Consider the following 23,831-nt stretch of genomic DNA (forward strand, 5'->3'; position numbering starts at 1 on the left):
TGACAACAAGAGACTCGATGAAACGTAAATCCGTTACCTCACGCGATGTCGCCCGGCTAGCCGGTGTTTCGCAATCCGCCGTCAGCCGCAGCTTCTCCCCCGAGGCCAAGGTCTCGGAGAGCACGCGCCGGAAGGTAATGGAGGCCTCCCGCGAGCTGGGCTATCGCCCCAACACGATCGCCCGCTCGCTCATCACCCGCTCGAGCCGCACCATCGCCGTGGTGACCTACAGCCTGGAGAACCCCTTCTACAGCTTCATGCTGGAGAAGGCCTCACGCTTCTTCCAGGCGCAGGGCTATCACCTGTTGATGTTCTTCGCCCCACCGAGTGGCGACTTCGATGCGGTGCTCGACGACATCATTCGCAGCCAGGTCGAGGGCGTGTTGCTGCTCGCCATCACCATGACGCAGCGCCAGGCCGGTCTGGTGGACGACTTCGGCATACCAGTGGTGATCATCAACCGCACTGTTGACTATGCCGGAATCAGCCAGGTGGGTAGCGACAATTACCAAGGCGGCTACTGGGCCGGTCGCTACCTGGCCTCCCTGGGGCATCAACGCATTGCCTTCCTGGGCGGCCTGCCGGAGTCATCGACGCACCAGCAGCGTGAGGCCGGTTTCCTCGAAGGGCTGCGTTCCAAGGATCAGACCTGCCCGGCAAGCGAGGTCGGCAATTATCGCTATGAGGATGCCTGCCAGGCGACCCGCCGCCTGTTCAGCTCGCCCACGCCCCCGGACGCCCTCTTCGCGGCCAACGACCTGATGGCACTCGCCGCCATGGAGATCCTGCGGCACGAGTTCGCGCTCAAAGTGCCCGGCGAAGTCTCGATCATCGGCTTCGACGACGTGCCCATGGCGGCCTGGCCCAGCCACGCGCTGACCACCGTCAGGCAGCCCGTCGACATGATGATCGAAAAAGCTACCGAGCTGCTGATGAAGCAGGTAGCACAGGAGGATATGCCACCCGAGCACCACATCTTGCCGGTTACTCCCATGCTGCGTGGCAGTACTCGTCCGCCAGTTCGTTAACCTTGCCCAGAAACCAAAAGCCGCCGCGTCGAGTCATCGAGGCGGCGGCTTCTGGTATCTGGCTTTCTTGGGCTTACTTAGCTGGCCAACGGCTATCTGGACCCATAACCCGTCACGATCGTCTTGAGCGTCTTGAAGGCAATGAGAATATCCAGCCACAGGGAAAAGTGCTTGATGTAGTAGAAGTCGTACTGCAGCTTGGTGGTCATGCCATCCACCTCGGCGGCATAGCCCTGCTCCACCTGGGCCCAGCCGGAAATACCCGGCCGTACCACATGGCGATAGCTGAAAAACGGCACGTCGCGCTCATACCAATCGGAGAGTTCCATGGATTCGGGGCGCGGCCCGATGAAGCTCATCTCTCCCTTGATCACGTTGAACAGCTGCGGCAGCTCGTCGAGGCGGTACTTGCGAATGAAGCGCCCCACCCGAGTGATACGAGGGTCATCGTCTCCTGCCGTGAAGCCCAGGCCTTTCTGGTCCATATACATGCTGCGGAACTTGTAGACCCTGAACGGCACGGCGCGAAAGCCCATTCGGCGCTGAATGAACAGTGCTGGGCCTGGGCTGTCCAGGCGAATGGCGATGGCAGTAGCCAGCATGATGGGGGCCAGCAACGGTAGCAGCAACAGCGCCGCGACCAGGTCGATAAAGCGTTTCACTCCTTGATAACTCAGCGAGGGCAACAGACTACCGTATTCGTTCTCGGTGAGATGCTCGATGCGTACCCGCCCCGACATCGATTCCTGAATTTGCCTAACATGGTAAACGGGAATGTGGTGCAACGTGCAGCGCGCCAGGAATCTCTCCCACTCGGGTGAAAGTTCCTCAGCATGGAGATCCGCCACGACACCATCGTAGCGGACGCCCCCCAAATCGGGATGCGTCAGGCTGCGCAGTTCGATATCTGGCGTGGGCTCCAATTCACCGACACGCCCTACCGGTACCACCCCGAGCTTCATGCGCCTGTAGCGGCGCCCCAGGAAGAAGGCCAAATAGAACCAGCCGAGGCTCATCAGGAAACTGACGAACAGAACCTGACGGGTGTACTCCTCGCGAGTAAAGAAGAGAATTGCGACTACCAATAAGTAAGCCACTGCTATAGTAGGGGCAATAAAGGCTGATACACGCGCCCCCGGGAAGCGATGCATGCGGCGTAGCGTCCACAGGATACCTATAAAAGCCAGCACACATGCTATCAATGTGTTACTGCGATAAGGTGGAAGATATTCCCAAAAACCCCAACCCCAGCGATCCCACGCAGGCAGGCCGACTATCAGAAGCGCGCCAACGATAAGCTGAAACGGCCACCCCAATAGCAGCGCTTCATACCAACGAGAGTGTCGGCGCTCGTAGCGTATACGCTCTTTCATTCCTATCTACTTTTCTAGATGGTTTCGGTGCATGCAGTCTAACGAAGATTTCTGCCTATTGCTCAAGAATTAATCCCAAGCTAGCTCAAACGAGCCTTTATAAACTGAGGAACCTTTGAGATATTTTTGCAGGGCAATGCCACCAAAGGGTTAATTCCATTGTTACGCATCGCGGTGATGTCTTCTCGTGACTTCCGAAGAATCTGCCGGACACTGCCATTGCTGGCTCCACCCACCCGCATCTTGACCAGCACTTCGGGGAGGTATGCGACTTTGAATTTCTCGTTCTTAAGATAACGAAGCATGGCATCGTAGTCACCAGCGATGCGGTAGGCCAAATCGAACCCCCCCATCTCTTGATAGAGCTCACGTCTCATAAAGAAAGTTGGGTGCGGCGGCATCCAACCAAATTTCAATTTATCTCGATTAAAAGTACCAGCACTCCAGTGTCGTATCACTCGCTCGGTATTCGCCGCTTCGACGTACTGTAAGTCACCATACACCGCGCCCACACCAGGATCGTTGAAGCATGCCGCTACTCGGCTGAGCACATCGGTATGAGCGTAAAGATCATCGGAATGCAAAAAGCCAATCACTTCACCACGAGCCTGGGCAATGCCCTTATTCAAGGCATCATAGATTCCGAAGTCAGGCTCTGAAACAAGAACATCGCTATCCCCAAGGGTACTACGAGCTATCACAACAGTCGCATCTTTTGAAGCTCCATCAATCACAACATGCTCGACATCAGACCAAGTCTGCTGTTTCAGAGTGACAATGGCCTCTCCAATAGTAGCCTGGCTGTTGAAGCAGGCGGTAATCACAGAAAACGTAAGAGGCTTATCCATCAGCAGCGTCCGTAGCGGTCGTTAAAGCGAACTATATCATCTTCGCCCAGATAGGAACCCGACTGTACCTCAATAAGCTCCAACGGGATCTTGCCAGGATTTTCCAACGCATGTACTTGTCCAAGCGGGATATAAGTCGATTCGTCCTCTTTCACCAGGTAGCTCTTCTCGCCATTGGTAACCTTGGCGGTACCAGAAACCACCACCCAATGTTCGGCGCGGTGGTGGTGCATCTGCACGGAGAGCTTGGCACCAGGCTTTACAGTGATCCGCTTAACCTGATAGCGGTGGCCATTTTCGATGCTGTCATACACACCCCAGGGACGGTAGACCTCGCGATGGTTGTGATGCTCGCTCCGTCCTTCTGACTTGAGACGCTCGACGATGCGCTTGACCTCCTGCACACGACCCTTATGGGCCACCAGCACAGCATCCTTGGTTTCAACTACCACGAGATTCTCGACGCCAATCGTGGCGACCAGGCGATGATCCGCATGGATAAACAGGTCACTGCTATCTTCCATCAGCACATCGCCATGACAAGCGTTACCCTGCTCGTCACGCTTACTGACTTCCCACAGGGCCGACCATGACCCAATATCGCTCCAGCCGGCGTCCAACGGCACCACACTGGCACGCTCCGTCCGCTCCATTACGGCATAGTCGATGGAGTCCTCCGGGCAGGCCTTGAAGGCTTCGGCATCGAGCCGAATGAAGTCGAGATCCTGGTTGGCACCTGCCAAGGCCGCACGGCAGGCCTCGACCATAGCCGGTTGAAAACGCTCCAACTCTTCTAGATAGGACTTGGCTTGGAACAGAAACATGCCACTGTTCCAGTAATAGTCGCCAGTCGCCAGATAGCTCACGGCCGTGTCCCGGTCAGGTTTCTCAACAAAGCGGTGGACTCGATAACCATAATCGCCCTGCGTTTCCCCGCGCTGAATATAGCCGTAGCCAGTCTCAGGGTGGGTGGGTACTACACCAAAGGTCACCAAGTGACCCTGCTTCGCCAATGCTTGGGCCTGAATTACGCTTGAGTGAAAAGCGTGAACATCCTGAATCAGATGATCGGCAGCTAGCACAAGTAGGAGAGCTTCGGGCTCTTCAGCCATTGCCTGTAGCGCCGCCAAGGCAATCGCAGGAGCTGTATTGCGCCCTTCCGGTTCAAGCATGATGCGAGCATCGTGAAAGCCCTGCTGTCGCAATTGCTCGGCGATCAGGAAGCGGTGCTCTTCATTGCCGATCAACAGCGGGGCTGAGTGCTCAAGCGCCGCTAGCCGCTGCAAGGTTTCCTGCAGCATGGTGAGCTTGCCGGTTAGCGGCAGGAACTGTTTGGGGTGGAGCTGGCGTGAAAGAGGCCACAGGCGCGAACCGCTTCCCCCGGCCATGATCACGGGCGTCAGCATTGGGGGAATCTCCTTATTCAAAGGGTTTGGGCTGGTGAGAGTTAAGTGGCGGCAGAGCCGAGACAGCTGGTAAGTAGGCTTGCGTGTAGGGGTGTACGGATGCATCCCGGCCGATATCACTGGGGGTCCACCACCGGTATCGATCGTGTTGCTGGCGCGGCAAAGATTCGAGCTCCAGCGATAGCGCACACTGGTATGCCAGCACTACATAGTGAGTCGACAGATCTTGGGCAAGCACGCTATCTGCGTAAAAATGCTCATAAATGCCCAGAAAACGCATGTCGACCAGTACCTTGGGACAACCGAGTTCCTCGGTAGTAAGACGCCAAGCAGCGGCTGCTAGCGGCTCATTCTTGCGCACTCGCCCGCCCGGCACGAACCAATAACCCTGAGCTGGACGATTCTGCCGTTGGCCAAGCAACCACTCACCTTCAGAATTGGTCACTACAAAGTCCAAAGAGATCAGCGGAGTGTGGGCCACAACCTGGCCAAAGGCATCGTCGCTCAACCAACCTCGAGGCGAAATCTGCTTTTCATCCATCGGTTTTAACCGCGGAAACGGTTCTGGTTTTCAAGGAACCACTGGTAGGCATCCTGAAGGCCCGCCTCTAGCGTAATACCTGCTTGCCATCCCAACGCGTTTAGCCGCGAGACATCCAACAGCTTGCGCGGGGTGCCATCGGGTTTGCTGGCATCAAAGCGCAGCTCGCCTGTATAGCCGGTGACCCGCTTGATGGTCTCCGCCAACTCACGGATGGTGCAATCCACTCCAGTACCAACATTGATATGTGAAAGCATCGGTTCGGTATGTGCCGCATAGGTATCTGCATCCAGTTCCATCACATGCACGCTGGCCGCGGCCATATCATCCACATGCAGGAATTCACGCATCGGCGTCCCGCTTCCCCACACCACGACTTCTGGGTCTTCGTTGACCTTCGCTTCATGGAAACGACGCAACAGCGCAGGAATGACATGGGAGTTTTCAGGGTGAAAGTTGTCGTTGGGGCCATAGAGGTTAGTGGGCATGACACTACGGTAATCGTGGCCGTGCTGCCGATTGTAGCTCTCGCAGAGTTTGATGCCAGCGATCTTGGCTATGGCATAGGGCTCGTTGGTAGGCTCGAGCATTCCAGTCAGCAGAGCATCTTCGCGCATAGGTTGTTCGGCATGCTTGGGGTAGATGCATGACGAACCCAGAAACAGCAGACGGTGCACGCCCGTTTGGTGGGCAGCATGGATGACGTTGGCCTCGATCATAAGGTTCTGATAAAGAAACTCGGCAGGAAAGGTGTTATTGGCATGGATGCCCCCCACCTTGGCCGCAGCCAGATAGACCTGATCGATTGCGTGACGTGCAAAGAAAGCCTGCACCTGTGGCTGAGCGGTCAGATCAAGCTCGTCGCGCGAGGCGGTTAGGATGTTGGAATAGCCCAGCGCCTGCAAGCGGCGCACAATAGCAGAACCCACCATACCACGATGGCCGGCAACGAATATTCTCTGGTGCAGCTTATCTTCCATGCTCAGCCCTCCACGGTGACCGGTATCTCGTATCCATGTTGCTTGAGCAAGGCATGCCGCTTGGCCACCTTGAGGTCTTCGGCCACCATCTCGGCACACATCTCTTCAACGGTGATTTCAGGCACCCAGCCTAATTTAGCCTTAGCCTTGCTGGGATCGCCGAGCAGCGTCTCTACCTCCGCGGGACGAAAATAGCGAGGGTCGACCCGTACGATCACATCACCCACTTGAAGTGCTGGCACCTGCTCGCCTTGGATGTTCTCTACAATGGCGACTTCATCAACACCCTGCCCTTCAAAACGCAGTGTGATGCCCAACTCTTCTGCACTCATGCGAATGAAGTCACGCACCGCGATCTGTTTACCGGTAGCAATCACGAAGTCCTCAGCCTCGTCCTGCTGCAGCATCATCCACTGCATGCGAACGTAGTCCTTGGCATGCCCCCAGTCGCGCAGCGCATCCATGTTACCCATATAGAGGCATGCTTCGAGACCTTGCGCAATGTTAGCTAACCCGCGGGTGATCTTGCGGGTAACAAAGGTTTCACCCCTGCGCGGAGACTCATGGTTAAACAAGATGCCATTGCATGCATACATGCCGTAGGATTCACGATAATTCACTGTGATCCAGTAGGCGTATAGCTTAGCAGCAGCGTAAGGTGAACGAGGATAGAATGGTGTAGTTTCGCGCTGCGGGGTTTCCTGCACTTGGCCGAACAGCTCTGAAGTAGACGCCTGATAAAAGCGAGTCTTCTTCTCCAGACCTAATAGACGAATCGCTTCAAGGATTCGCAGAGTACCCAGGGCATCTACATCAGCGGTGTACTCGGGGGATTCGAAGCTCACCGCGACGTGCGACTGTGCCGCCAGATTGTAAACCTCATCCGGCTGCACCTGCTGAATGATCCGTGTCAGGTTCGAGGAATCCGAAAGATCGCCATAGTGCAGTACGAAATTCTGGTTTTCCACGTGTGGATCTTGGTAGATATGGTCAACCCGTTGGGTATTGAACAGTGAAGCACGGCGCTTGATACCATGGACTTCATAGCCTTTCGCAAGTAACAACTCAGCCAAATATGATCCATCTTGGCCTGTCACACCCGTTATTAAAGCTACCTTATGCTTTTTCATTACTAATCACTCTCATCCTTGCCAAAGAATTACCCATCAGGAAATACATTAAATATCCCAGAGGCCATGTATAGTAAATATTTGTAGTAAGGGAAGCCAAAAGCAAAACACTTAAAAATGTTCTAGCCTCACCTCGCGCAGACAAAACACATATAAAAAACAAACCATACCAAACAACAGAAAAAAATAAGCCACCATATAAGATTTTGGAAAAAAAGCCATTATCTATCGAGAATGGGGATGTGTCGTAATTAAAAACATTAATGTCACGGAAAAATTCATGATACATATTAAACCTTATAAACAAACTTTCTAGATCAAACGCTCTGATTTTACCAAGCCATTCTTCTGACGGTTCAAACAAAAACAAATAGCAGATGAACGAAGCAAGGGTGAAAGAAAATAAAATAATATAAAATGCAGATCTTTTGTCCAAACGAAACTGAAATACCAAGTGAGCAGCGACAACTATTGAAGATATAACATAAGCCGTCTTCGAGCCAGTTAAAAAAATACAAAGCAATGCAATGGCCGCATAATAATATTTGCGGTCATTCAGCGAAGCCAAGAGAAACAAAGAAGCAGCAATACCTGATATGTTTGGATTGACGAAAATCCCAAAGGGACGATAATATTGATTATAGTCAAATTTGGAAAAAAGAGACCACCCAGCACAAAAAAATCAACAAAAACAAAAAAGCAATTAACTACAGAAAAAAAATAAAAAAATCGCCTAAAAATTACCCAATCGTACCGATACCCTACAAATAAAAACAAAGAAGGAAGAAAAACAGTCATAAAGACTTTATATTCACCCATCAAAAGCCGCGGCAATGAAAAAAGAACAATATTCATGATCAAAATAGAAAGCATTATTAATGCTAAGTAGTTAAATTGCCTTAAAGAAAAAATAGAGCCAATGACAATCAAGCAAGCAAAGAGCGAGCGCAATACAACCAACCAAGAAACCTCTCCAGAATAATGTAACTCGGGATAAAAGTAGTATAAAATGGGATGCAAGACAAAAACAACAAGACTTGCAAATATTATAATGTCAAAAAAATTTCTTGCCCCCACTGTTTTACGAATCTGCGGAAAATTTTGCATCATCCACGTATCCCAATATTTCTGCAGAAGGTGAAAAAGGAGTAGAATAAAGTTTAACACTTTTCTTTTCGAATTTTTCCTTTATTAAAGCCAGCATCTCCTGTATACCGACCTCACCAAATCGTAGGCTTGTTTTATGAGGCTTATATTTTTCTTCTCCATGTTGGTTTTCAGTCCTATCACTACATCCTAGGGCAATCGCACTCACCAAGTCCTCTCCATAAAAATGAGCCCCCCCAAAATCTAAACCATGTATAATTATTTCTTCGAAGCCCATATGGTATGCAAAAAATATCAGACCAATAGCACTACTATAAGCTTGAGGCACATAACCGTGATCTTCCATCATTTTATCAACACAATACTCCAAACTTTCATTACTTAGAATTCTGTAGTGCTTATCCTTAATAAAGAGACTTTTTTTAGAATAAAGACTTGATATAAGCTTAACATTGTTTTTTATCTCGGATAGGTTTTTAAAAACAACTATGGAATTTTCGAAAACCGAGTGCCGCCTAAGCCCATAATAAATAAGAGCAGTGTTATCTGAGAATACATGATTTTTATATGATGCATTCTCTACAAAGTGCAGGTCAGGAGAATTAAACTTTAAGTATGAAAAATTAAAACCAATAACGAACTCCTTTTCAGTATTTATAGTGCAAAACGAATGATTGAGACTCCAGCCCGACCCTAGAATATGACATCGGCGTGGAAGCCGGTCATTTCTAAGCGAAGAAATATTGAATTCATGCATCCCAGAAAAACGCAGATAGCAACATCTTAAATATTGTATTAGCGATTCAAAAAGCAACACAGAAATAATAAAACAGCGCTGATAAAAAAAAGGAAGTTTAAACAGTAGTTCTTTAATGGAAAGCTTAATGGGCATCAAAATCTTCTCTTTTAACAGGCTCGTACTTATTGATTTTCTTCAACACCTTTACACCTATTATGTTTTTAAACTCCTTTGGTGACATACCAAACCCCGGCCTAACACTACGGATAGAATCAGCCGTTATTACTTCCCCCACATCCAGATTCTTGACGTAATACAGTGAGCGACGAAACTGGATATTGCTTTGCTCGCTTGACTTTCTTCCATAATCAATCTGGCCCACCGCTTGCCAGGCGGTATTTGCATCGCGACAGAGCGCGGCAAGTTCTGTCGGCTCTAGAGAGAAACTATCATCAGGTCCGCCACCATTACGATTTAGTGTAAAGTGCTTTTCGATCAGACTAGCGCCTAATGCCACACTTGAAATAGCCGTTGTATTGTCGATGGTGTGGTCGGAAAGCCCAGTCACCAACCCGAAGCGCTCAATCATATCGGGGATGGTACGCAAATTATAGTCTTCTGGTGGTGCCGGGTAGCCGCTGACACAGTGCAAGATGGCTAGCTGCTTACAGCCGGCTCCTCGGGCAGCGTCAATAGCTTCCTGTATCTCCTCGGCGTCGGCCATACCAGTAGAGATGATCATCGGCTTACCGGTCTGGGCAACGTACTCAATTAATGGAAGATCGACCGCCTCGAATGAAGCAATCTTATAGGCTGGGGCGCCAAGCTCTTCCAGCAGATCCACAGCGGTAGTATCAAACGGGGAGCTGAAGACCGTAATGCCGAGCTTGCGGGCATGCTCGAAAAGTGGTTTGTGCCATTCCCAAGGTGTGTGTGCCCATTGATAAAGCTCATAAAGCGTACGCCCTTTCCACAACCCTTCTGTGATCTGGAAGTCTGGCAGGTCACTATTCAGGGTGATGGTATCTGGCCGGTACGTCTGCAGCTTGATGGCATCGGCGCCAGCTCGCTTGGCTTCCTCAATTATCTTGAATGCTGTATCGATACTGCCATTATGGTTGGCCGATAACTCGGCAATGATATATGGAGGCTGTTCGGAACCGATCACTCGGCCGTCAATATTAATCGTCGTCATGTTCTGTCACCTTCTTGAGTACGATGGTATATGTGTGGCCGTGCAAGCGAAAGAACGCCGGATATCGCTGCGAGTCCATGACCCGGATCGTTGGGAACAGGTCACGTAGAGGTCGAGATGGGTCGACCTCGCTATCTGCTGGCGTGCGCTTGCGATAATACGTCGGTGTAATGTGTAAGGGTTGGGGCGCAGGCTCGCCTCCCGCCGAGATCATCGTCAACGCCTCGTCCATCAGCTCCAGTTCCGTGTCGAACAGCAAACCGTGAATCTCGTCATGCAGTGCGTGAGCCGGCACTGGGAAAGTCCGCTTGGCCCAGATGGCCCCCGTGTCTACGCCATCTTCGGCATCAAGCAGGCTCACCGTGATGGCCTCGGCCCCCTCGAGCAGGGCCCAGATGTGTGGGCTCCAGCCACGGCCATGCGGCAGGTCGCTGGCATGCAGTACCAGAGTGTGCCGATAGCGTGCCCGGGTGGCGGCATCAATGATCTGGCTGCAAGAGACGAGGAATAATACATCCCCGCCGGGGAGTTCGCCTTTATCTCGGCAAAAGGTAACATCATGATCCTGCTGATGCTGCGCCTGCCAACGGGCCAACCAGGCGTTGACGGGATGCTCAGGATTTGTGCAAAGAAGCGTGATCTGCATAGGTCAGTCATCATTCAGCAAATGTTGGACGAGCGTGCACGCGCCTAGCCCTTCTGTGAGGCCAGCAGCGTGGTTCGTCATGACTTCGAGGCGAGTCGGATCCTTGAGGATCATTTCCATGACCTGCCCTAACTGGTGAGCCCAGGTCGGCATGGCAGTGGTTCCGACACAGATCGCCGCCCGGGCCTCGTCTAGATGGTGAGCAATCGCTACTTGGTTCTCGGCTAAAGCCACCATAACGGTCGGAAGACCCAGACAGCAGCGCTCCCAAGAGGTGCTGCCGGCAGCGCCAATGGCCAGGTCGGCCTCAGCCATACGTCTCGCCATGTCATCGATGTTGACCGCGACTTCAGTGGGCCATGGCATCCATCCAGCTTTGGCTCGGACATTGTCGAGCCAAGGCGCGGTTGCGCCCATCACAACGGTGGTCTGAACATTATCAGGCAAGGAACACTGGCTTAACACCTCAAGCACTCGGCCGGTGATGTTGTCTTGATCAACCCCACCCAAAGTGATCAGCAAGTGCCGGATCTGTGGAGTGTGTCGACGCTTCAGGCTAGGCTCACGCCAAGCGGCGAACTCAGGGCGTAGCAGCGCATAACGCGGCCCAATCAAGAGTTGGCAGTTCTCGGGAACCAAGCCTTCATAATCGGCTGCACGGCGCCCCAGGTTCTGGTCAAGGAGTATATTCGCGATATGCGGCCTATCTGCAAGGTCATCGATGACCAGTAGACGAGTACCCTGCGGAAGCACAGCTGCTTCCCAGCAGGCGTCCAGCGCATAGTGGTCGACTATCAGCCAGTCCGGGGCTAGGCCCTCGAGGATCGTCCTGCATGCTCTTGCATCGGCTTGCCAGTGTACCCCGAGCCAATCGGCATGCTCCGATAGGCCTCTCGATCCGCTCGGTTGAATCTCATGATCGACCTCCCAGTTGTTCTCTCTATCCGGAGATGACTGGGACGGATCCTCGCGCTGCCCCCTCGGAAGCCGATGAACGACGAAGCCATCGGCCTGAATCATGTCGATCAGATTGCCGGGGTGCTCACGGCAAAGGAAGTGGCACTCGGCCCCTGCATCACGTAGTGCGCGGGCTAAAGTGAGGCAGCGCATGATGTGGCCAGTACCGATCTCGAGCGAGGCATCGGCGCGAATGGCAACGATCTTTCCCCGGCTTGCATCAGGGCGATTGCTCACTGTTTCTCGTTCCCTTGTTCTGCCCGCCAGGCTCTGAACAACCATTCCGCGCGCTGCCAATCCTCAAGAGTATCGATATCCTGCACACGGTGACGCGGTAAGATCACCGGCACGGCACGCTCCGAAAAAATCGGCAAGCCTTCTCGCCAAGCCTCTGCTCGCCCCCAGTAAAACTGGCCGGCATCGTGCCAGGCTTCTTCCAGGTCCTGGGAGCGGGTATGGAAGTGCTCCGGCTGGAACATGGCTACTCGCCCTTGCGGGGTCATCCGCAGTGCACGCTGTATGGGGAAGGCGTAACTGGTCACCGAGAAGGCATATTCAATCTCTTCACCACTCAGAAGGCTCTGGTAACCGCTCCTGAGGTCCTTCGGCTGCACGAAGGGTGCCGTGGCGTAGAGGCAGCAGACTGCATCCGTAGCTTCGCCATGATCTCGAAGCCACTCGATAGCATGGGCAATGACGGGAATGGTGCCGGTATGGTCATCGGATAGCTCGGCCGGCCGACGGAACGGCACATCAGCACCCCATTCGCTGGCGACTGCAGCGATCTCTTCGTCATCGGTTGAAACGATGACGCGATCGAAGCAACCGCTGGTCCTGGCCGCCTCGATCGACCAGGCGATCATCGGCTTGCCGGCAAAAGACTTGATGTTCTTGCGTGGGATACGTTTGCTGCCGCCTCGTGCGGGGATCACTGCTACGCTACCCGAGCGAGCATCATCGCTCATGCGACCTCCAATGCCTGCTGCAAAGCACTTACGACTTCGTCCTGCTGGGCGTTGGTCATGGTGGGGTATAGTGGTAGGCTGATGGCCTCGGCGTAGTAACGCTGGGCCTCAGGAAAGTCATTCCGCTGGAATCCCATCGCCTGATAGTAGGGCTGATTATGCACCGGAATATAGTGCAGGTTTACACCTATGCCTTGCGCACGTAAAGACTCGAAAGCCTGGCGATGACTGACGCCGATCTCATTCAGCTTGAGGCGAATAACATACAGATGACGACCGGAGTAACTGTCGGGGTGCTGCCAAGGGGTGACTACGGGCAGCTTAGCCAGCTGATTATCGTAGCGCTCGGCGAGATCGTTGCGGCGCGCGACGTAGTCGTCGAGCCGCTCCAGTTGCGAGACACCCAGCGCGGCCTGCAACTCGGTGATTCGGTAGTTGAAACCAAGGTCGACTTGTTGGTAATACCAGGGGCCGTCCGCTTCATGCGTCATCAACTTGGGGTCCCTGGTCACACCATGGCTACGCAGCAGGTCCATGCTCTGCGCCAACTGGTCATTATTCGTCAGCGCCATCCCACCTTCTGCCGTGGTGATAATCTTCACTGGATGAAAGCTGAAGATCGCGATATCGCTGTATCGGCAACTCCCAATGTACTTGCCCTTGTACTTGCCGCCGATTGCGTGCGAAGCATCCTCTATGATGCGGAAGCCATAATGCTGGCCAAGGGCATGGATCGTCTGCATGTCACATGGCTGACCGCAGAGGTGAACCGCCACTAGGACTTTGGGCAAGCGGCCTTCTCGCTCGGCCTGTTTCAGCTTGGCCTCCAGAGCTTTAGGGCATAGATTGTACGTTCTGGGGTCGATATCGACGAAGTCGACCTTGGCACCGCAGTAGAGGCCACAGTTAGCCGAGGCTACAAACGTAATTGGCGAGGTCCATAGCCAATCGTCCTCTCCTAGCCCCAGTGCTAAACAGGCGATATGCAGTCCGGATGTGGCGCTATTCACTGCCAATGCATGACGGGCGCCAACCTTGGCCGCCACTGCCTGCTCGAAGCGAGGCACCACCGGGCCTTGAGTCAGGAAATCCGACTGCAACACCTCTAGTACGGCATCGATATCAGCTTGCTGAATGTCCTGACGACCATAAGGAATCATTAGATGGCCCCGATCTTGTTCCAGTTGGCGTCAATCCACGTTTTTAGCTCGGCTTCGGTCATCCACTCCGCATTGTTATCGCTGGCATAGACGAAACCTTCCGTCACCTTCTTGCCATCCTTGATACGATTGGCATCCTTGTCCCAACTATTAATGGCCGGCAGAATTTTAAAGTGTTCCGGATATTCATAGGTATAGTAGGCATCCTCGGCACCTATCATCTGCTCATGCAGCTTCTCGCCGGGACGAATGCCAACCACCTCCTGCCTCGCCTCTGGGGCAATTACGCGAGCCAGGTCGGTGACCTTCATGGAAGGAATTTTCTTTACATATATCTCGCCCCCCTCCATATCCTCGAATGCGTGCCATACCAGCTCTACGCCCTGCTCCAGGCTAATCATGAAGCGGGTCATCCGGTCATCGGTTATCGGCAACACACCTTTGTCACGAATCGACATGAAGAAAGGTATTACCGAACCACGCGACCCCATTACGTTGCCGTATCGCACCACAGCGAAACGGGTATTGTGGCCACCCGCGTACGAGTTACCTGACACGAACAGCTTATCGGATGTTAACTTAGTGGCACCATACAGGTTGATAGGACTACTAGCCTTGTCGGTCGATAGCGCCACCACCTTCTTCACACCTTTATCGATACAGGCATCGATCAGATTCATGGCACCAATGACGTTGGTCTTGATGCATTCGAAGGGGTTGTATTCGGCAGTCGGTACAATTTTGGTGGCCGCCGCATGCACCACATAGTCGACGCCATCCAGAGCCCGGTAGACCCGCTCACGGTCTCGCACGTCGCCAATGAAGAAGCGCACGCGTGGATCACCCTCGAATTTCTTAGCCATCTCCCATTGCTTCATTTCGTCACGAGAAAAAATAATAACTCGCTTGGGATTGTAGCGCTCCAGCAGCATGGGTATGAAGGTATGCCCGAAGGAACCTGTACCACCAGTAACAAGTATGGATGCATCATCAAACATAAGATTTCCTATTTATTACGTTAAGCAGAAACAGCCTTGCCTGCCAAGGCCCAATCTATTTTCTTTTTATAGCTTAGATAAGCCACTGTTTTATATGCGAAAATAAATCCAAAAGAACCGCATAGCGCCAACGGAATCGCATAATTGATTGTCCAAGCTGAGAATAAATAGGCCAACATACCAAAACATGGCAAGGCCAATACATGGCTAATTATTATATGGCGATCAAAAGACATTGCATACATGCCATAATGGGGGATCATGCTAATTGAGTAAACACTCATAGCCATCAAAAGCACGTAAAGCAATGAAATATTCTCAGTATATATCGGCTTATCGAGCCAAGCTAGCAATGGGTGAATCAGTAAAGCAGCAAGTACCGACAATACAATAACAACGATCAGTGTCTGAGCCATTAATTGACGCATACCTTTATCAAAGGCTTCACGATTGCTGCTCTTAAAAGCAGAGATCATCTTAGGATATATAAAAACAAACACGCCAGAATCCAGAAACGACATAATTACACTTGCCACACCAAAGTATAGTACATAAGAGGCAAGAACATCGTCACCTGCAATTGCTTGAACCCAATAACGGTCAATAGTAAAAACCCCTCTAATTGCTAACGTAGCAATTAGCAAGGGTAAAGCTATAGAAATACCGCGTCGTATCCAAGTCCAGTCGATTCGGCTTCTCAATGAGTCGCGATCTAGCTGCATCATTGCACTCGCACCCAGCAAACATGCTGAGGCAGCCCCTAATGCCCAAGCAGTGAATACTACATCAATAGTACGAACATCTTCCGATAGCCAAAAAACAAAGACTACAAAAAGAGCCCAAAGCCCTGAGCGAAGGAAAAGAACCATACTAGCAAGCAACTGCCTGGACATCGCAACAAGCAGCCTATTTAACTCCTGAGCCAAATGCTCAAATACCAAAATAATAAAAAACCAAGGCGCCACCGACCATGGCAAGAGCTCGTAAAAAAAAACCAAGCACAAAAAAGGAATGACCAAGCAATACACCAAGACAAAGAGTACGCCCTGATCTCTTAATAATTTGGCCCAGAATTTTTTATCACTCCCCAAAAGCTCGCGGGTACTGTAGCTGTAGAAATCAATACCTAACGCATATAAAGAATAAGCCACAGTAGCCACGACCAATCCATACAGCCCCACCTCCGACGGATCGAGATACCTTGCCAGAAGAAAGATCAAGAAAAACTTAGATAATAGAGTAGCCCCACGTAACCCTAAATTAAAAAACCTAGTCAAAAATTCAGAACGTAGCAGCATTAATACTTTAGACCAAGTTAATTTATATTAATATTTACTAGCGGAGAATACAAATTTATCGAAATAAATAAACCGAAGTGAAAATAACCAGCTCATGAAAATAATCGCATATAAGCAGAGGCTGTCAGAACGGCTCGCTAACGCCCAACAGAAAGATAGGTGATCCCCTTGATCACCATCGCTTGGGTTCGAACATATTGCGTCCGTCGAAGATCAACGGCTCGGCGAGCTGTTGCTTGATCTGTTCGATAGCAATGCAAATTTTCAGATTGGACATGTTTTTTTCCTACCATTACCTCTGCGGCTGTGCCCCAACTGTGAGGACTCCTTGCAACAATGCAGGTATGACATACACAAAATTAGTTGCAATTTTGCAGAACTAGGCTGCATAGATGCCTGTTACTGGTCCTCTTCCTGAGCACTTGCTGGGCCTCCATTCTGCTTTTTTGCAGAAAATGTCGTTTCGCCGATTGCCCTGCAGTATTGCAGAATCGTTCTGCAACTTTACAAACCTGCATCAGTTAACCCGTTGATATTAAAGCACTCTTCCGATAAGGGGGGGGGTTATCACAAATTCAAAATCTATATTTTTCAGCAGCCACAAGTTTAGAAAAATTGCATACAGACTTTGCAAGTTTACAGCGACTTTAGCGGAATGACATTTTCTGCATATTTGCTTTCAAAACCTATGAAAAGCTGCTTTACAGCAGCATAATACCAAAAACTAACGCCCTACCGAGTAATATGTGAAGCCCTTAACCGCCATTCGCTTCGGCTCGAACATATTGCGCCCGTCGAAGATTATTGGTTCGTCAAGCTGCTGTTTAATCTGTTCGAAGTCCGGGGCGCGGAAGCTTTGCCATTCGGTAACGATCACCAGTGCGTCGGCGCCCCGCAGGGTGGCTTCCTTAGTGCCGCACAGGGAGAAATCGTCGCGGTTGCCGTAGATTCGCTGGGCTTCTTCCATGGCTTCCGGATCGTAGGCCTGCACCTTCGCGCCGGCATCCCACAGCGCTTCAATCAGCACGCGGCTGGGGGCTTCGCGCATGTCGTCAGTATTGGGCTTAAAGGCCAGGCCCCAGATGGCAAAGGTCTTGCCGGCCAAGTTACCCTGGTAGTGCTTGCTGATCTTTTGGAACAGAGTGGTTTTCTGTTCGTCGTTTCGAGCTTCCACCGCCTTGAGTACCTTGGCATCGAAGTCGATACCGTCGGCGGCGCGTATCAGCGCCTGCACATCTTTGGGAAAGCAGGAGCCGCCATAGCCCACGCCGGGGTAAATGAAGTGATAGCCAATGCGCGGGTCGGAACCAATGCCCTGGCGTACCTTCTCGATATCTGCGCCCAGCCGTTCGGCCAGGTTGGCCATTTCGTTCATGAAGCTGATTTTGGTGGCCAGCATGCAGTTGGCGGCGTACTTGGTCAGCTCGGCGCTGCGTACGTCCATCACGATCATCTTGTCCTGCTGGCGGCTGAACGGCGCGTAGAGTTCACGCAGCATGTCTTCCGCCACGCGGCTAGAGGTACCGATAATGATGCGGTCCGGCCGCTGACAATCGCCTACCGCACTGCCCTCTTTCAAGAACTCAGGGTTGGAGACCACATCAAAACGCAGGTCCTTGCGGCCGCGGGCTTCCAGTACGCTGTCTACCTTAGAGAATACCTTGTCGGCGGTGCCCACCGGCACGGTGGATTTGTTGATGATGACCTGGTCGCGCTCCATGTGCTGGGCGATGGTCTCGGCCACGGCCAGCACGTACTTGAGATCAGCGCTGCCGTCTTCGTCCGGCGGGGTGCCCACGGCAATGAACTGCACCTGGCCGTACTTGACGCCCTCGGCGGCATCCGTGGTGAACTGCAAGCGCCCTGCGGCGTAGCTCTCCCTCACCAGCGGTTCCAGGCCGGGCTCGTAGATGGGTATGTCGCCGTTCTTAAGGCGCTCTACCTTAGCGGCATCCACGTCGACGCACACCACGTGGTGACCCACGTCTGCCAGCACGGCCCCTTGCACCAGGCCCACGTAGCCAGTACCGAAAACAGTTACGTTCATGGAGTTTCCCTCTCAATCACCAAGGCCGGTTGTTACCTACCGTGTTGTGTCTTTTTTTCTTCTTTGATGCTAGCTCGCACTAAACTGGCGAAGTGCGAAAAGAAGGCTGCCATCAACGCCAAAACGCCACCCAATACGATACCCAGCGCCAGAATCAATTTGCGGCTGGTTCCGGTCGGATCCAGGCTCTGCACTGCCTCTTGGGCTGCTTGGCCTTCGTTTAGCTGCATCAGTTGACTTTCCAGCTCAACGACACGATTCATCAGCATTCCCAGCAACTCGCCACCTGCTTCGCCCTCTTCGGCAGCAGTCAGCGTCTCCTGGGCGCTTTCCAGCTGTTGTTCTAGCCGCTCGCGGTTGCGAGCCAATAGTTGGTTCTGGCTCTCAACGACCCGAGCCAATAGTTGTTCATGCATCTGTTTGACCAGCTCCTGGTTGGTCTCGCTCGCTTCAGAGGTAATCCGTACCAGTAGCGTATCTTCTGGATTGCTGAGCGTAATCTCAAAAGGAAGCCGTTCGCGGCCGGACGATTCGAGAAGCTCACGCGTCACCGGCCCGAGATAGAGGTTCTGTATCTTGGCGATGACCGCGTTGGGAGTTTCCAAGGCTCCTTGGTCATCCTCCCCTACTGGCGCTCGTTCCGCTACGTGGTAAATCGAAACGTACTGATAGGTACGTTCCTGCAGCAGGGCATATGCCAGCGCAGCAAGCACGATCAACGTGAATGTGATAACCACTGCCTTCCATCGCTTGATCAGTATCTTGGCAAGATCGACGAGAGAGATCTCATCATCGTCATGGTAGGTGCGGGGCTCTTGAGGGCTGTTGGCAGTCGTCATGAAAAATTTGCTTCCGTTAAGCAGTTAGCTAGGATTTTTATGTTGGACGAGGGAGAATATCGTCAGGTTATCGCCATCGAAGGTGTTACTGGTTTTCGCGCTCCGGCATCGATAGCAAGCCATTCTGAACCCAGCGTGACTTCAAGTGCATGCCCTGCCCCTTGGGCCCACTCCAGCAACTTGCCCTTGAGCGCGGCCTGGGCGTGGGGGTCGCCGTGCACCAGGCGCAGTTCCCGCGGCGGGTGGCGCATGCGGCGCACGAAGTTGAGCAGGTCGTGCTGGTCGGCGTGGGCCGAGTAGCCGCTGACGGTTTCGATGCGTGCACGAATGTCGATGCGCTGGCCGTCGAGCATGACCCAGCCGCCCTTGGGTCCAAAGCGCTGGATGTCCCGCCCCGGTGTGCCGTGAGCCTGGTAGCCGGTGAACAGCACGCAGTGGCGTTCGTCGCCGAGCATGCGCTTGAGGTAGTTCACTACCCTGCCACCGCTGACCATGCCGCTGGCGGCGATGACCACGGCAAGCCGGCCGGCCTCGGCCAGGTATTCGACGGTCTGCTCGTGTTCCTCGTGGCTGTCCACAGTGTAGAGATTTTCGAAGCTGAGCGGATGGCGGCCGCTGCGCAGTGTCTTGTGCGCTTCGGCATCCCACCACGGCTTGAGTTCGCGGTACACCTCGGTGAAGCGCGCGGCTAGCGGCGAGTCGACGATTATCTCGAGTTCGCGCCAGCGCTCATTGCTGCCGTTGTGAATCAGCCCTTCCAGCTCGTAGAGCAGCTCCTGGGTGCGGCCCACGCTGAAGGCGGGGATCACCACGGTGCCGACGTCCTCCAGCGCCCTGTCCATGGCGGCCTTGAGCCTTTCGCGTCGGTGGCGCCGGTCTTCATGCTGGCGGTCGCCGTAGGTGCTCTCGAGTACCAGCACGTCGGCACGATACGGCGGCTTGGGCGCGGGCAATAGCGGTGCGTAGGGTGCTCCCAGGTCGCCGGAGAACACGCTGCGCTGTCGCTCGCCACTGGCTTTATCGAACGTATCCACTTCCACGTAGGCAGAGCCGAGGATGTGCCCGGCGCGCTGCAGCTTGACCCGTACGCGGTGGCGCTCGTCGTCGAGCACGGTGTGCCAGCCCTGGTATCCCAGCGCCACCAGCCGCTCCTGTACCTCGGCCAGGAAGCGCTCGATCAAGTGCCGGTCGCGGGTGAAGCCGATCTTCAGCGCGTCTTCAATTACCAGCGGTAGTAGCCGCGCCGAGGGTACCGAGCAGAGAATCGGCCCCTTGTAGCCCGCCGCCAGCAAATAGGGCAGCCGGCCGATGTGGTCGATATGCACGTGGGTGATCACCAGCGCCAGCACGTCTTCCACCGAAAAGCGCACCTTGTGCTGCTCGAGGCTGTCGAGGTTGTCGGCGTCCTGTCTCTGGAAGATGCCGCAGTCGACGAGAAGGGCTCGGTCCGCGGCGATCTGCAGGCGGTGGCAGCTGCCAGTCACGCCCGCCCCGCCGCCGTGGTGGAAGATATTCAAATATAGTAACCCAGCACTATGTTTCTTCGCCTTTTTCACTGAACTCGACTAGTGACTCACCACGCTCAAGCAGACTTAGCGCTGCTGGCAGCAAGCGACCTAAGACCTCTCGCATACGCGCGTTCGTGGTATTACCCATGGTCAGCCAAATGATCTTGGGTGGAGGTCCGTGGCGATCAAGCAATTCAGGGAAATCCCTGTCTTTGGTCAACACAATGGCATTGGCTTGGCGAGCTGCTGCGAAAAGCGCCTCATCCGTTGCATCCCGATATCCTAGAAAGCGAACGGAATACTCTTCGACCCCACAGTTTTTCAGTCAGCCATGGAGCAAGATGTGGCGATAGCTGCGCGTCGATCCAGATCGTCATGCAGCTAACACAGGGTGATCGAGGCGACGCGCCGCAAACTGGAGCACGGCATATATGTCGTCCTGCTCGAGGTCGGGCATTTCTTCCAGTATCTGCTCTGTCGTTAACCCCTGCGCCAGAAGATCAAGGACATCCACGACCCTGATGCGCATGCCACGGATGCAAGGGCGACCGCCGCACTGTTCGGGATTGATCGTAATTCTGGATTGAAGGTTGCGCATGGTTACCTCCGGACGGGCTACTTCACAGCTTAAACATTATAGAACCCACGATACCACCCGACGAAACGCTTCACGCCCTCTTCCACGCCTACCTTCGGCCGGTAGCCGGTGGCTTGTAGCAGTGCTTCGGTGTCGGCCCAGGTGCGCGGCACATCGCCGGGTTGCATGGGCAGGTATTCGCAGATGGCCTCGCGCCCGGTAGCGACTTCCAGCGCGCGGATAAAGCTCATCAGCGAGACCGGTGCGCCGTAGCCGATGTTATAGAGCGCATAGGGCGCGGTGCTTCTATCGGGCCGGGCGCTGGCAGCGACGCGATCTGGTGTCGGCTGCGGGATCACGTCGAGAATTCGCGCGATGCCTTCGGCGATGTCGTCGACATAGGTGAAGTCCCGCGACATGTCGCCGTGGTTGTAGACCTGGATCGGCTTGCCCTCAAACATCGCCTTGACGAACTTGAAGATGGCCATGTCGGGCCGGCCCCAGGGGCCGTACACGGTGAAGAAGCGCAGCCCGGTCATCGGTACGCCGTAGAGGTGGGCGTAGGTATGGCTCATCAGCTCGTTGGCCTTCTTGGTGGCCGCGTAGAGGCTGACGGGATGATCCACGCTGTCACCGGTATCGAACGGGGTCTTGGCGTTCATGCCGTACACCGAGCTCGAGGAGGCATATACCAGGTGCCCTACCTTGTGCTGCCGGCATCCCTCCAGCACGTTAAGATGGCCGATCAGGTTGGAGTCGGCGTAGACGTGGGGGTTTTCCAGCGAGTAGCGCACCCCGGCCTGGGCGGCCAGGTGGATCACCCGGTCGAACTCGTTCTCGCGAAACAGCGCGGCCATGGCCTCGCGGTCGCCCAGGTCCAGATGAATGAAGCGAATGTCGTGGCAGTCGGCCAGGTCGTGCAGGCGTGCCTGTTTGAGCGAGACATCGTAGTAGGTATTAAGGTTGTCGATACCGACGATCTCGTGGCCCTGCCCGCTCAGGCGCTTGGCCACGGCGTGGCCGATGAAGCCGGCAATGCCGGTGATCAGCAGTTTCACATTGAGCCTACGCTTCTTTTTGCAATGTTTCGTTACACAAATGGTGCATTTCGCTACTCATCCTAACGGAAGCTGAAGGCGCCGCGAGATGATTCATCTCATCTGTGAGTATGGTTCTGCCCAAGCGCGCCTCTTCAGGCACGCTACCGCCCGGGGATTGTTCCGGGCGGTTCCCTGGCCCTGCTGCTGAGCGATACCGGAACGGGAACGGAGCGTGGCGAAAACTGCGTGCGGGGAACCCAGGCAAGCGTCAGCCCAAGGCGCCACGACTCATCACGGTCCGTTGCCGAGCTGGCACTCGACGTTTCCTGAAACACGACATGAAAGCCGCGCCTCCAGGCCCCTGCCGGGTATCGTTGTTGGAATGACGCAATTCTACGGCACTCGGCAGCGATGCTCTACCGTGGCGTGCGGGGAAATAATGCCGGATCGTCAATTGCTTGATCGTTCCTTACGAAAATAAGACAGCCGGTAGCACAAATACTGAGAAAGGCTCGCAGCAACCTTGATTCAACGACAGCGCCAAACGGCCAGCCGATGAATGAGGGCGAGCAGGATCAACCCGGCGGCAAGCCAGCCAAGGCCGCTTATCAAGGCATTGAAGCCACTAGGCAGGGTACGCGGCGGGCGAAAGCCGATGCCATGCTCGGCAAAGCGTGCCACCAGATAGGTGGGTGCCGCCACCAGCGCCAGTGCGGTGCTGGAATGCCATGTGGCCAGGCGCTGGGTAATGCGCCAGGGCTCACTGGGCGGCTTGGCAACGGACTTGGCTGCCTTGGGCTTCGCACTGCTTCTGGGGGCACACTTGGCCGCAGCGGTTTTCTGCGTTTTACCGCCACGCCTGGAGGTAGCCCCACGAGCCTTGCCGGCACTCTTGCCGCTTCTTAAGGGAAAGCCGGAGGCGACCCAACGAAGCAGGCGAGAAAACGCCCAGCCAAGCGTGAACAGCACGGACAGCGCAACGCTGCCCATCACCAGCAGATAGGTCATCGGCGCAGAAAGATCGATCATTGGCGATTCAGGCGATATGGCCGAGCGTTTGCAGGGTGCGCAGCAACACGGCCACGCTCTCCCTGGGCTGGGCGTATTCCTTCATCAGCGACTGGAGCCGCGTTTCGAACGCCTGCTGGCGCTGCTGCTGCTCTTCCGCCTCTAGCTCCGCCAGGCTGCGCACCGGCGGCCCAGTGGGTATGTCGAGTCGGGAATTGGGCTTTTCCAGCTCGCGCAGCGCTTGGGCGAAAGCGTCATCGAGCTCACGAAATTTGCGCAGCTTCTCGCGCTCGTCCATGGAACGGTTGGGTTTCTGGTTTCTCATTTCTATCCGTAATTTGTACCAGGCGGCACTCGCGGGTGACCGGCCGAGTATACCGCCAAACCGTGTGGTAGCGAAGGTTGACCCTTGCGCTACCCTGAAAACACACAGCCTGCGAT

Annotated in this window: 24 protein-coding genes; 1 reads left to right on the forward strand and 23 read right to left on the reverse strand. The window is 53.9% G+C overall.

From position 1 onward, the window contains the following. Positions 1-17 precede the first annotated feature (17 nt). Positions 18-1,028: a LacI family DNA-binding transcriptional regulator gene (locus tag HNO52_RS11520; protein ID WP_197565455.1), complete on the forward strand. Its 1,011-nt coding sequence runs from the start codon at positions 18-20 to the stop codon at positions 1,026-1,028. Positions 1,029-1,120: 92 nt separating this feature from the next. Here HNO52_RS11520 and HNO52_RS11525 read toward each other — a convergent pair whose 3' ends face one another. The 23 genes from HNO52_RS11525 to HNO52_RS11635 form a co-directional block, all read right to left on the reverse strand. Continuing rightward, a complete protein-coding gene (locus HNO52_RS11525; RefSeq protein WP_232090237.1) occupies positions 1,121-2,113 on the reverse strand; it encodes an exopolysaccharide biosynthesis polyprenyl glycosylphosphotransferase in 993 nt (330 codons plus the stop codon). A gap of 368 nt (positions 2,114-2,481) precedes the next feature. Continuing rightward, positions 2,482-3,249: a glycosyltransferase family 2 protein gene (locus tag HNO52_RS11530; protein ID WP_197565457.1), complete on the reverse strand. Its 768-nt coding sequence runs from the start codon at positions 3,247-3,249 to the stop codon at positions 2,482-2,484. Next, positions 3,249-4,655 carry a mannose-1-phosphate guanylyltransferase/mannose-6-phosphate isomerase gene (locus tag HNO52_RS11535; RefSeq protein ID WP_197565458.1) on the reverse strand — a complete coding sequence of 469 codons (1,407 nt, stop codon included), beginning with the start codon at positions 4,653-4,655 and terminating at the stop codon, positions 3,249-3,251. The genes HNO52_RS11530 and HNO52_RS11535 overlap by 1 nt, the downstream gene beginning before the upstream one ends. A gap of 13 nt (positions 4,656-4,668) precedes the next feature. Then, positions 4,669-5,196 (reverse strand): GDP-mannose mannosyl hydrolase, encoded by a 528-nt coding sequence (locus tag HNO52_RS11540; protein ID WP_197565459.1) that lies wholly within the window; start codon positions 5,194-5,196, stop codon positions 4,669-4,671. A 5-nt stretch (positions 5,197-5,201) separates the two neighbouring features. After that, complete coding sequence (gene fcl / locus HNO52_RS11545) at positions 5,202-6,176, reverse strand: GDP-L-fucose synthase (protein WP_197565460.1); 975 nt, start codon at positions 6,174-6,176, stop codon at positions 5,202-5,204. Between the two features lie 2 nt (positions 6,177-6,178). After that, positions 6,179-7,306: a GDP-mannose 4,6-dehydratase gene (gene gmd, locus HNO52_RS11550; RefSeq protein WP_197565461.1), complete on the reverse strand. Its 1,128-nt coding sequence runs from the start codon at positions 7,304-7,306 to the stop codon at positions 6,179-6,181. Between the two features lie 555 nt (positions 7,307-7,861). After that, positions 7,862-8,416, reverse strand: coding sequence for a hypothetical protein (locus tag HNO52_RS11555; protein WP_197565462.1), 555 nt, complete (start codon positions 8,414-8,416; stop codon positions 7,862-7,864). Beyond that, a complete protein-coding gene (locus HNO52_RS11560; protein ID WP_197565463.1) occupies positions 8,388-9,305 on the reverse strand; it encodes a hypothetical protein in 918 nt (305 codons plus the stop codon). Before HNO52_RS11560 ends, HNO52_RS11555 begins: the two co-directional genes overlap by 29 nt. Next, positions 9,295-10,347 (reverse strand): pseudaminic acid synthase, encoded by a 1,053-nt coding sequence (gene pseI / locus HNO52_RS11565; RefSeq protein WP_197565464.1) that lies wholly within the window; start codon positions 10,345-10,347, stop codon positions 9,295-9,297. Before pseI ends, HNO52_RS11560 begins: the two co-directional genes overlap by 11 nt. Next, positions 10,334-10,993: a formyltransferase family protein gene (locus HNO52_RS11570; RefSeq protein ID WP_197565465.1), complete on the reverse strand. Its 660-nt coding sequence runs from the start codon at positions 10,991-10,993 to the stop codon at positions 10,334-10,336. The genes pseI and HNO52_RS11570 overlap by 14 nt, the downstream gene beginning before the upstream one ends. 3 nt (positions 10,994-10,996) lie before the next feature. Next, entirely contained in the window at positions 10,997-12,187 is a 1,191-nt protein-coding gene (pseG, locus tag HNO52_RS11575; RefSeq protein ID WP_197565466.1) for a UDP-2,4-diacetamido-2,4,6-trideoxy-beta-L-altropyranose hydrolase, read from the reverse strand. After that, positions 12,184-12,915, reverse strand: coding sequence for a pseudaminic acid cytidylyltransferase (pseF, locus tag HNO52_RS11580; protein ID WP_197565467.1), 732 nt, complete (start codon positions 12,913-12,915; stop codon positions 12,184-12,186). The genes pseG and pseF overlap by 4 nt, the downstream gene beginning before the upstream one ends. Continuing rightward, positions 12,912-14,075, reverse strand: a complete 1,164-nt coding sequence (pseC, locus tag HNO52_RS11585) for a UDP-4-amino-4,6-dideoxy-N-acetyl-beta-L-altrosamine transaminase (RefSeq protein WP_197565468.1) — start codon at positions 14,073-14,075, stop codon at positions 12,912-12,914. The genes pseF and pseC overlap by 4 nt, the downstream gene beginning before the upstream one ends. Next, positions 14,075-15,073, reverse strand: coding sequence for a UDP-N-acetylglucosamine 4,6-dehydratase (inverting) (gene pseB, locus HNO52_RS11590; protein ID WP_197565469.1), 999 nt, complete (start codon positions 15,071-15,073; stop codon positions 14,075-14,077). Before pseB ends, pseC begins: the two co-directional genes overlap by 1 nt. Positions 15,074-15,093: 20 nt before the next feature. Continuing rightward, positions 15,094-16,233 (reverse strand): lipopolysaccharide biosynthesis protein, encoded by a 1,140-nt coding sequence (locus tag HNO52_RS11595; RefSeq protein ID WP_197565470.1) that lies wholly within the window; start codon positions 16,231-16,233, stop codon positions 15,094-15,096. A gap of 862 nt (positions 16,234-17,095) precedes the next feature. After that, a complete protein-coding gene (locus HNO52_RS11600; protein ID WP_197565471.1) occupies positions 17,096-18,418 on the reverse strand; it encodes a UDP-glucose dehydrogenase family protein in 1,323 nt (440 codons plus the stop codon). A 32-nt stretch (positions 18,419-18,450) separates the two neighbouring features. Then, the gene (locus tag HNO52_RS11605; RefSeq protein ID WP_197565472.1) at positions 18,451-19,257 is read right to left on the reverse strand and encodes a Wzz/FepE/Etk N-terminal domain-containing protein; all 807 of its coding nucleotides are present in this window, start codon (positions 19,255-19,257) and stop codon (positions 18,451-18,453) included. Between the two features lie 62 nt (positions 19,258-19,319). Continuing rightward, entirely contained in the window at positions 19,320-20,774 is a 1,455-nt protein-coding gene (locus tag HNO52_RS11610; protein ID WP_232090239.1) for an MBL fold metallo-hydrolase, read from the reverse strand. A gap of 16 nt (positions 20,775-20,790) precedes the next feature. Further along, positions 20,791-21,090 carry a DUF5615 family PIN-like protein gene (locus HNO52_RS21465; RefSeq protein WP_197569201.1) on the reverse strand — a complete coding sequence of 100 codons (300 nt, stop codon included), beginning with the start codon at positions 21,088-21,090 and terminating at the stop codon, positions 20,791-20,793. Positions 21,091-21,138: 48 nt separating this feature from the next. Then, positions 21,139-21,363, reverse strand: coding sequence for a DUF433 domain-containing protein (locus HNO52_RS11620; RefSeq protein ID WP_197565473.1), 225 nt, complete (start codon positions 21,361-21,363; stop codon positions 21,139-21,141). Positions 21,364-21,392: 29 nt separating this feature from the next. After that, positions 21,393-22,400: an NAD-dependent epimerase gene (locus HNO52_RS11625; RefSeq protein ID WP_197565474.1), complete on the reverse strand. Its 1,008-nt coding sequence runs from the start codon at positions 22,398-22,400 to the stop codon at positions 21,393-21,395. Positions 22,401-22,910: 510 nt separating this feature from the next. Continuing rightward, complete coding sequence (locus HNO52_RS11630) at positions 22,911-23,411, reverse strand: hypothetical protein (RefSeq protein ID WP_197565475.1); 501 nt, start codon at positions 23,409-23,411, stop codon at positions 22,911-22,913. Positions 23,412-23,418: 7 nt separating this feature from the next. Beyond that, entirely contained in the window at positions 23,419-23,715 is a 297-nt protein-coding gene (locus HNO52_RS11635) for a hypothetical protein (RefSeq protein WP_232090242.1), read from the reverse strand. Between the last annotated feature and the right edge of the window lie 116 nt (positions 23,716-23,831).

The organism is Halomonas sp. MCCC 1A13316, from assembly GCF_014931605.1.
Taxonomy (GTDB): domain Bacteria; phylum Pseudomonadota; class Gammaproteobacteria; order Pseudomonadales; family Halomonadaceae; genus Halomonas.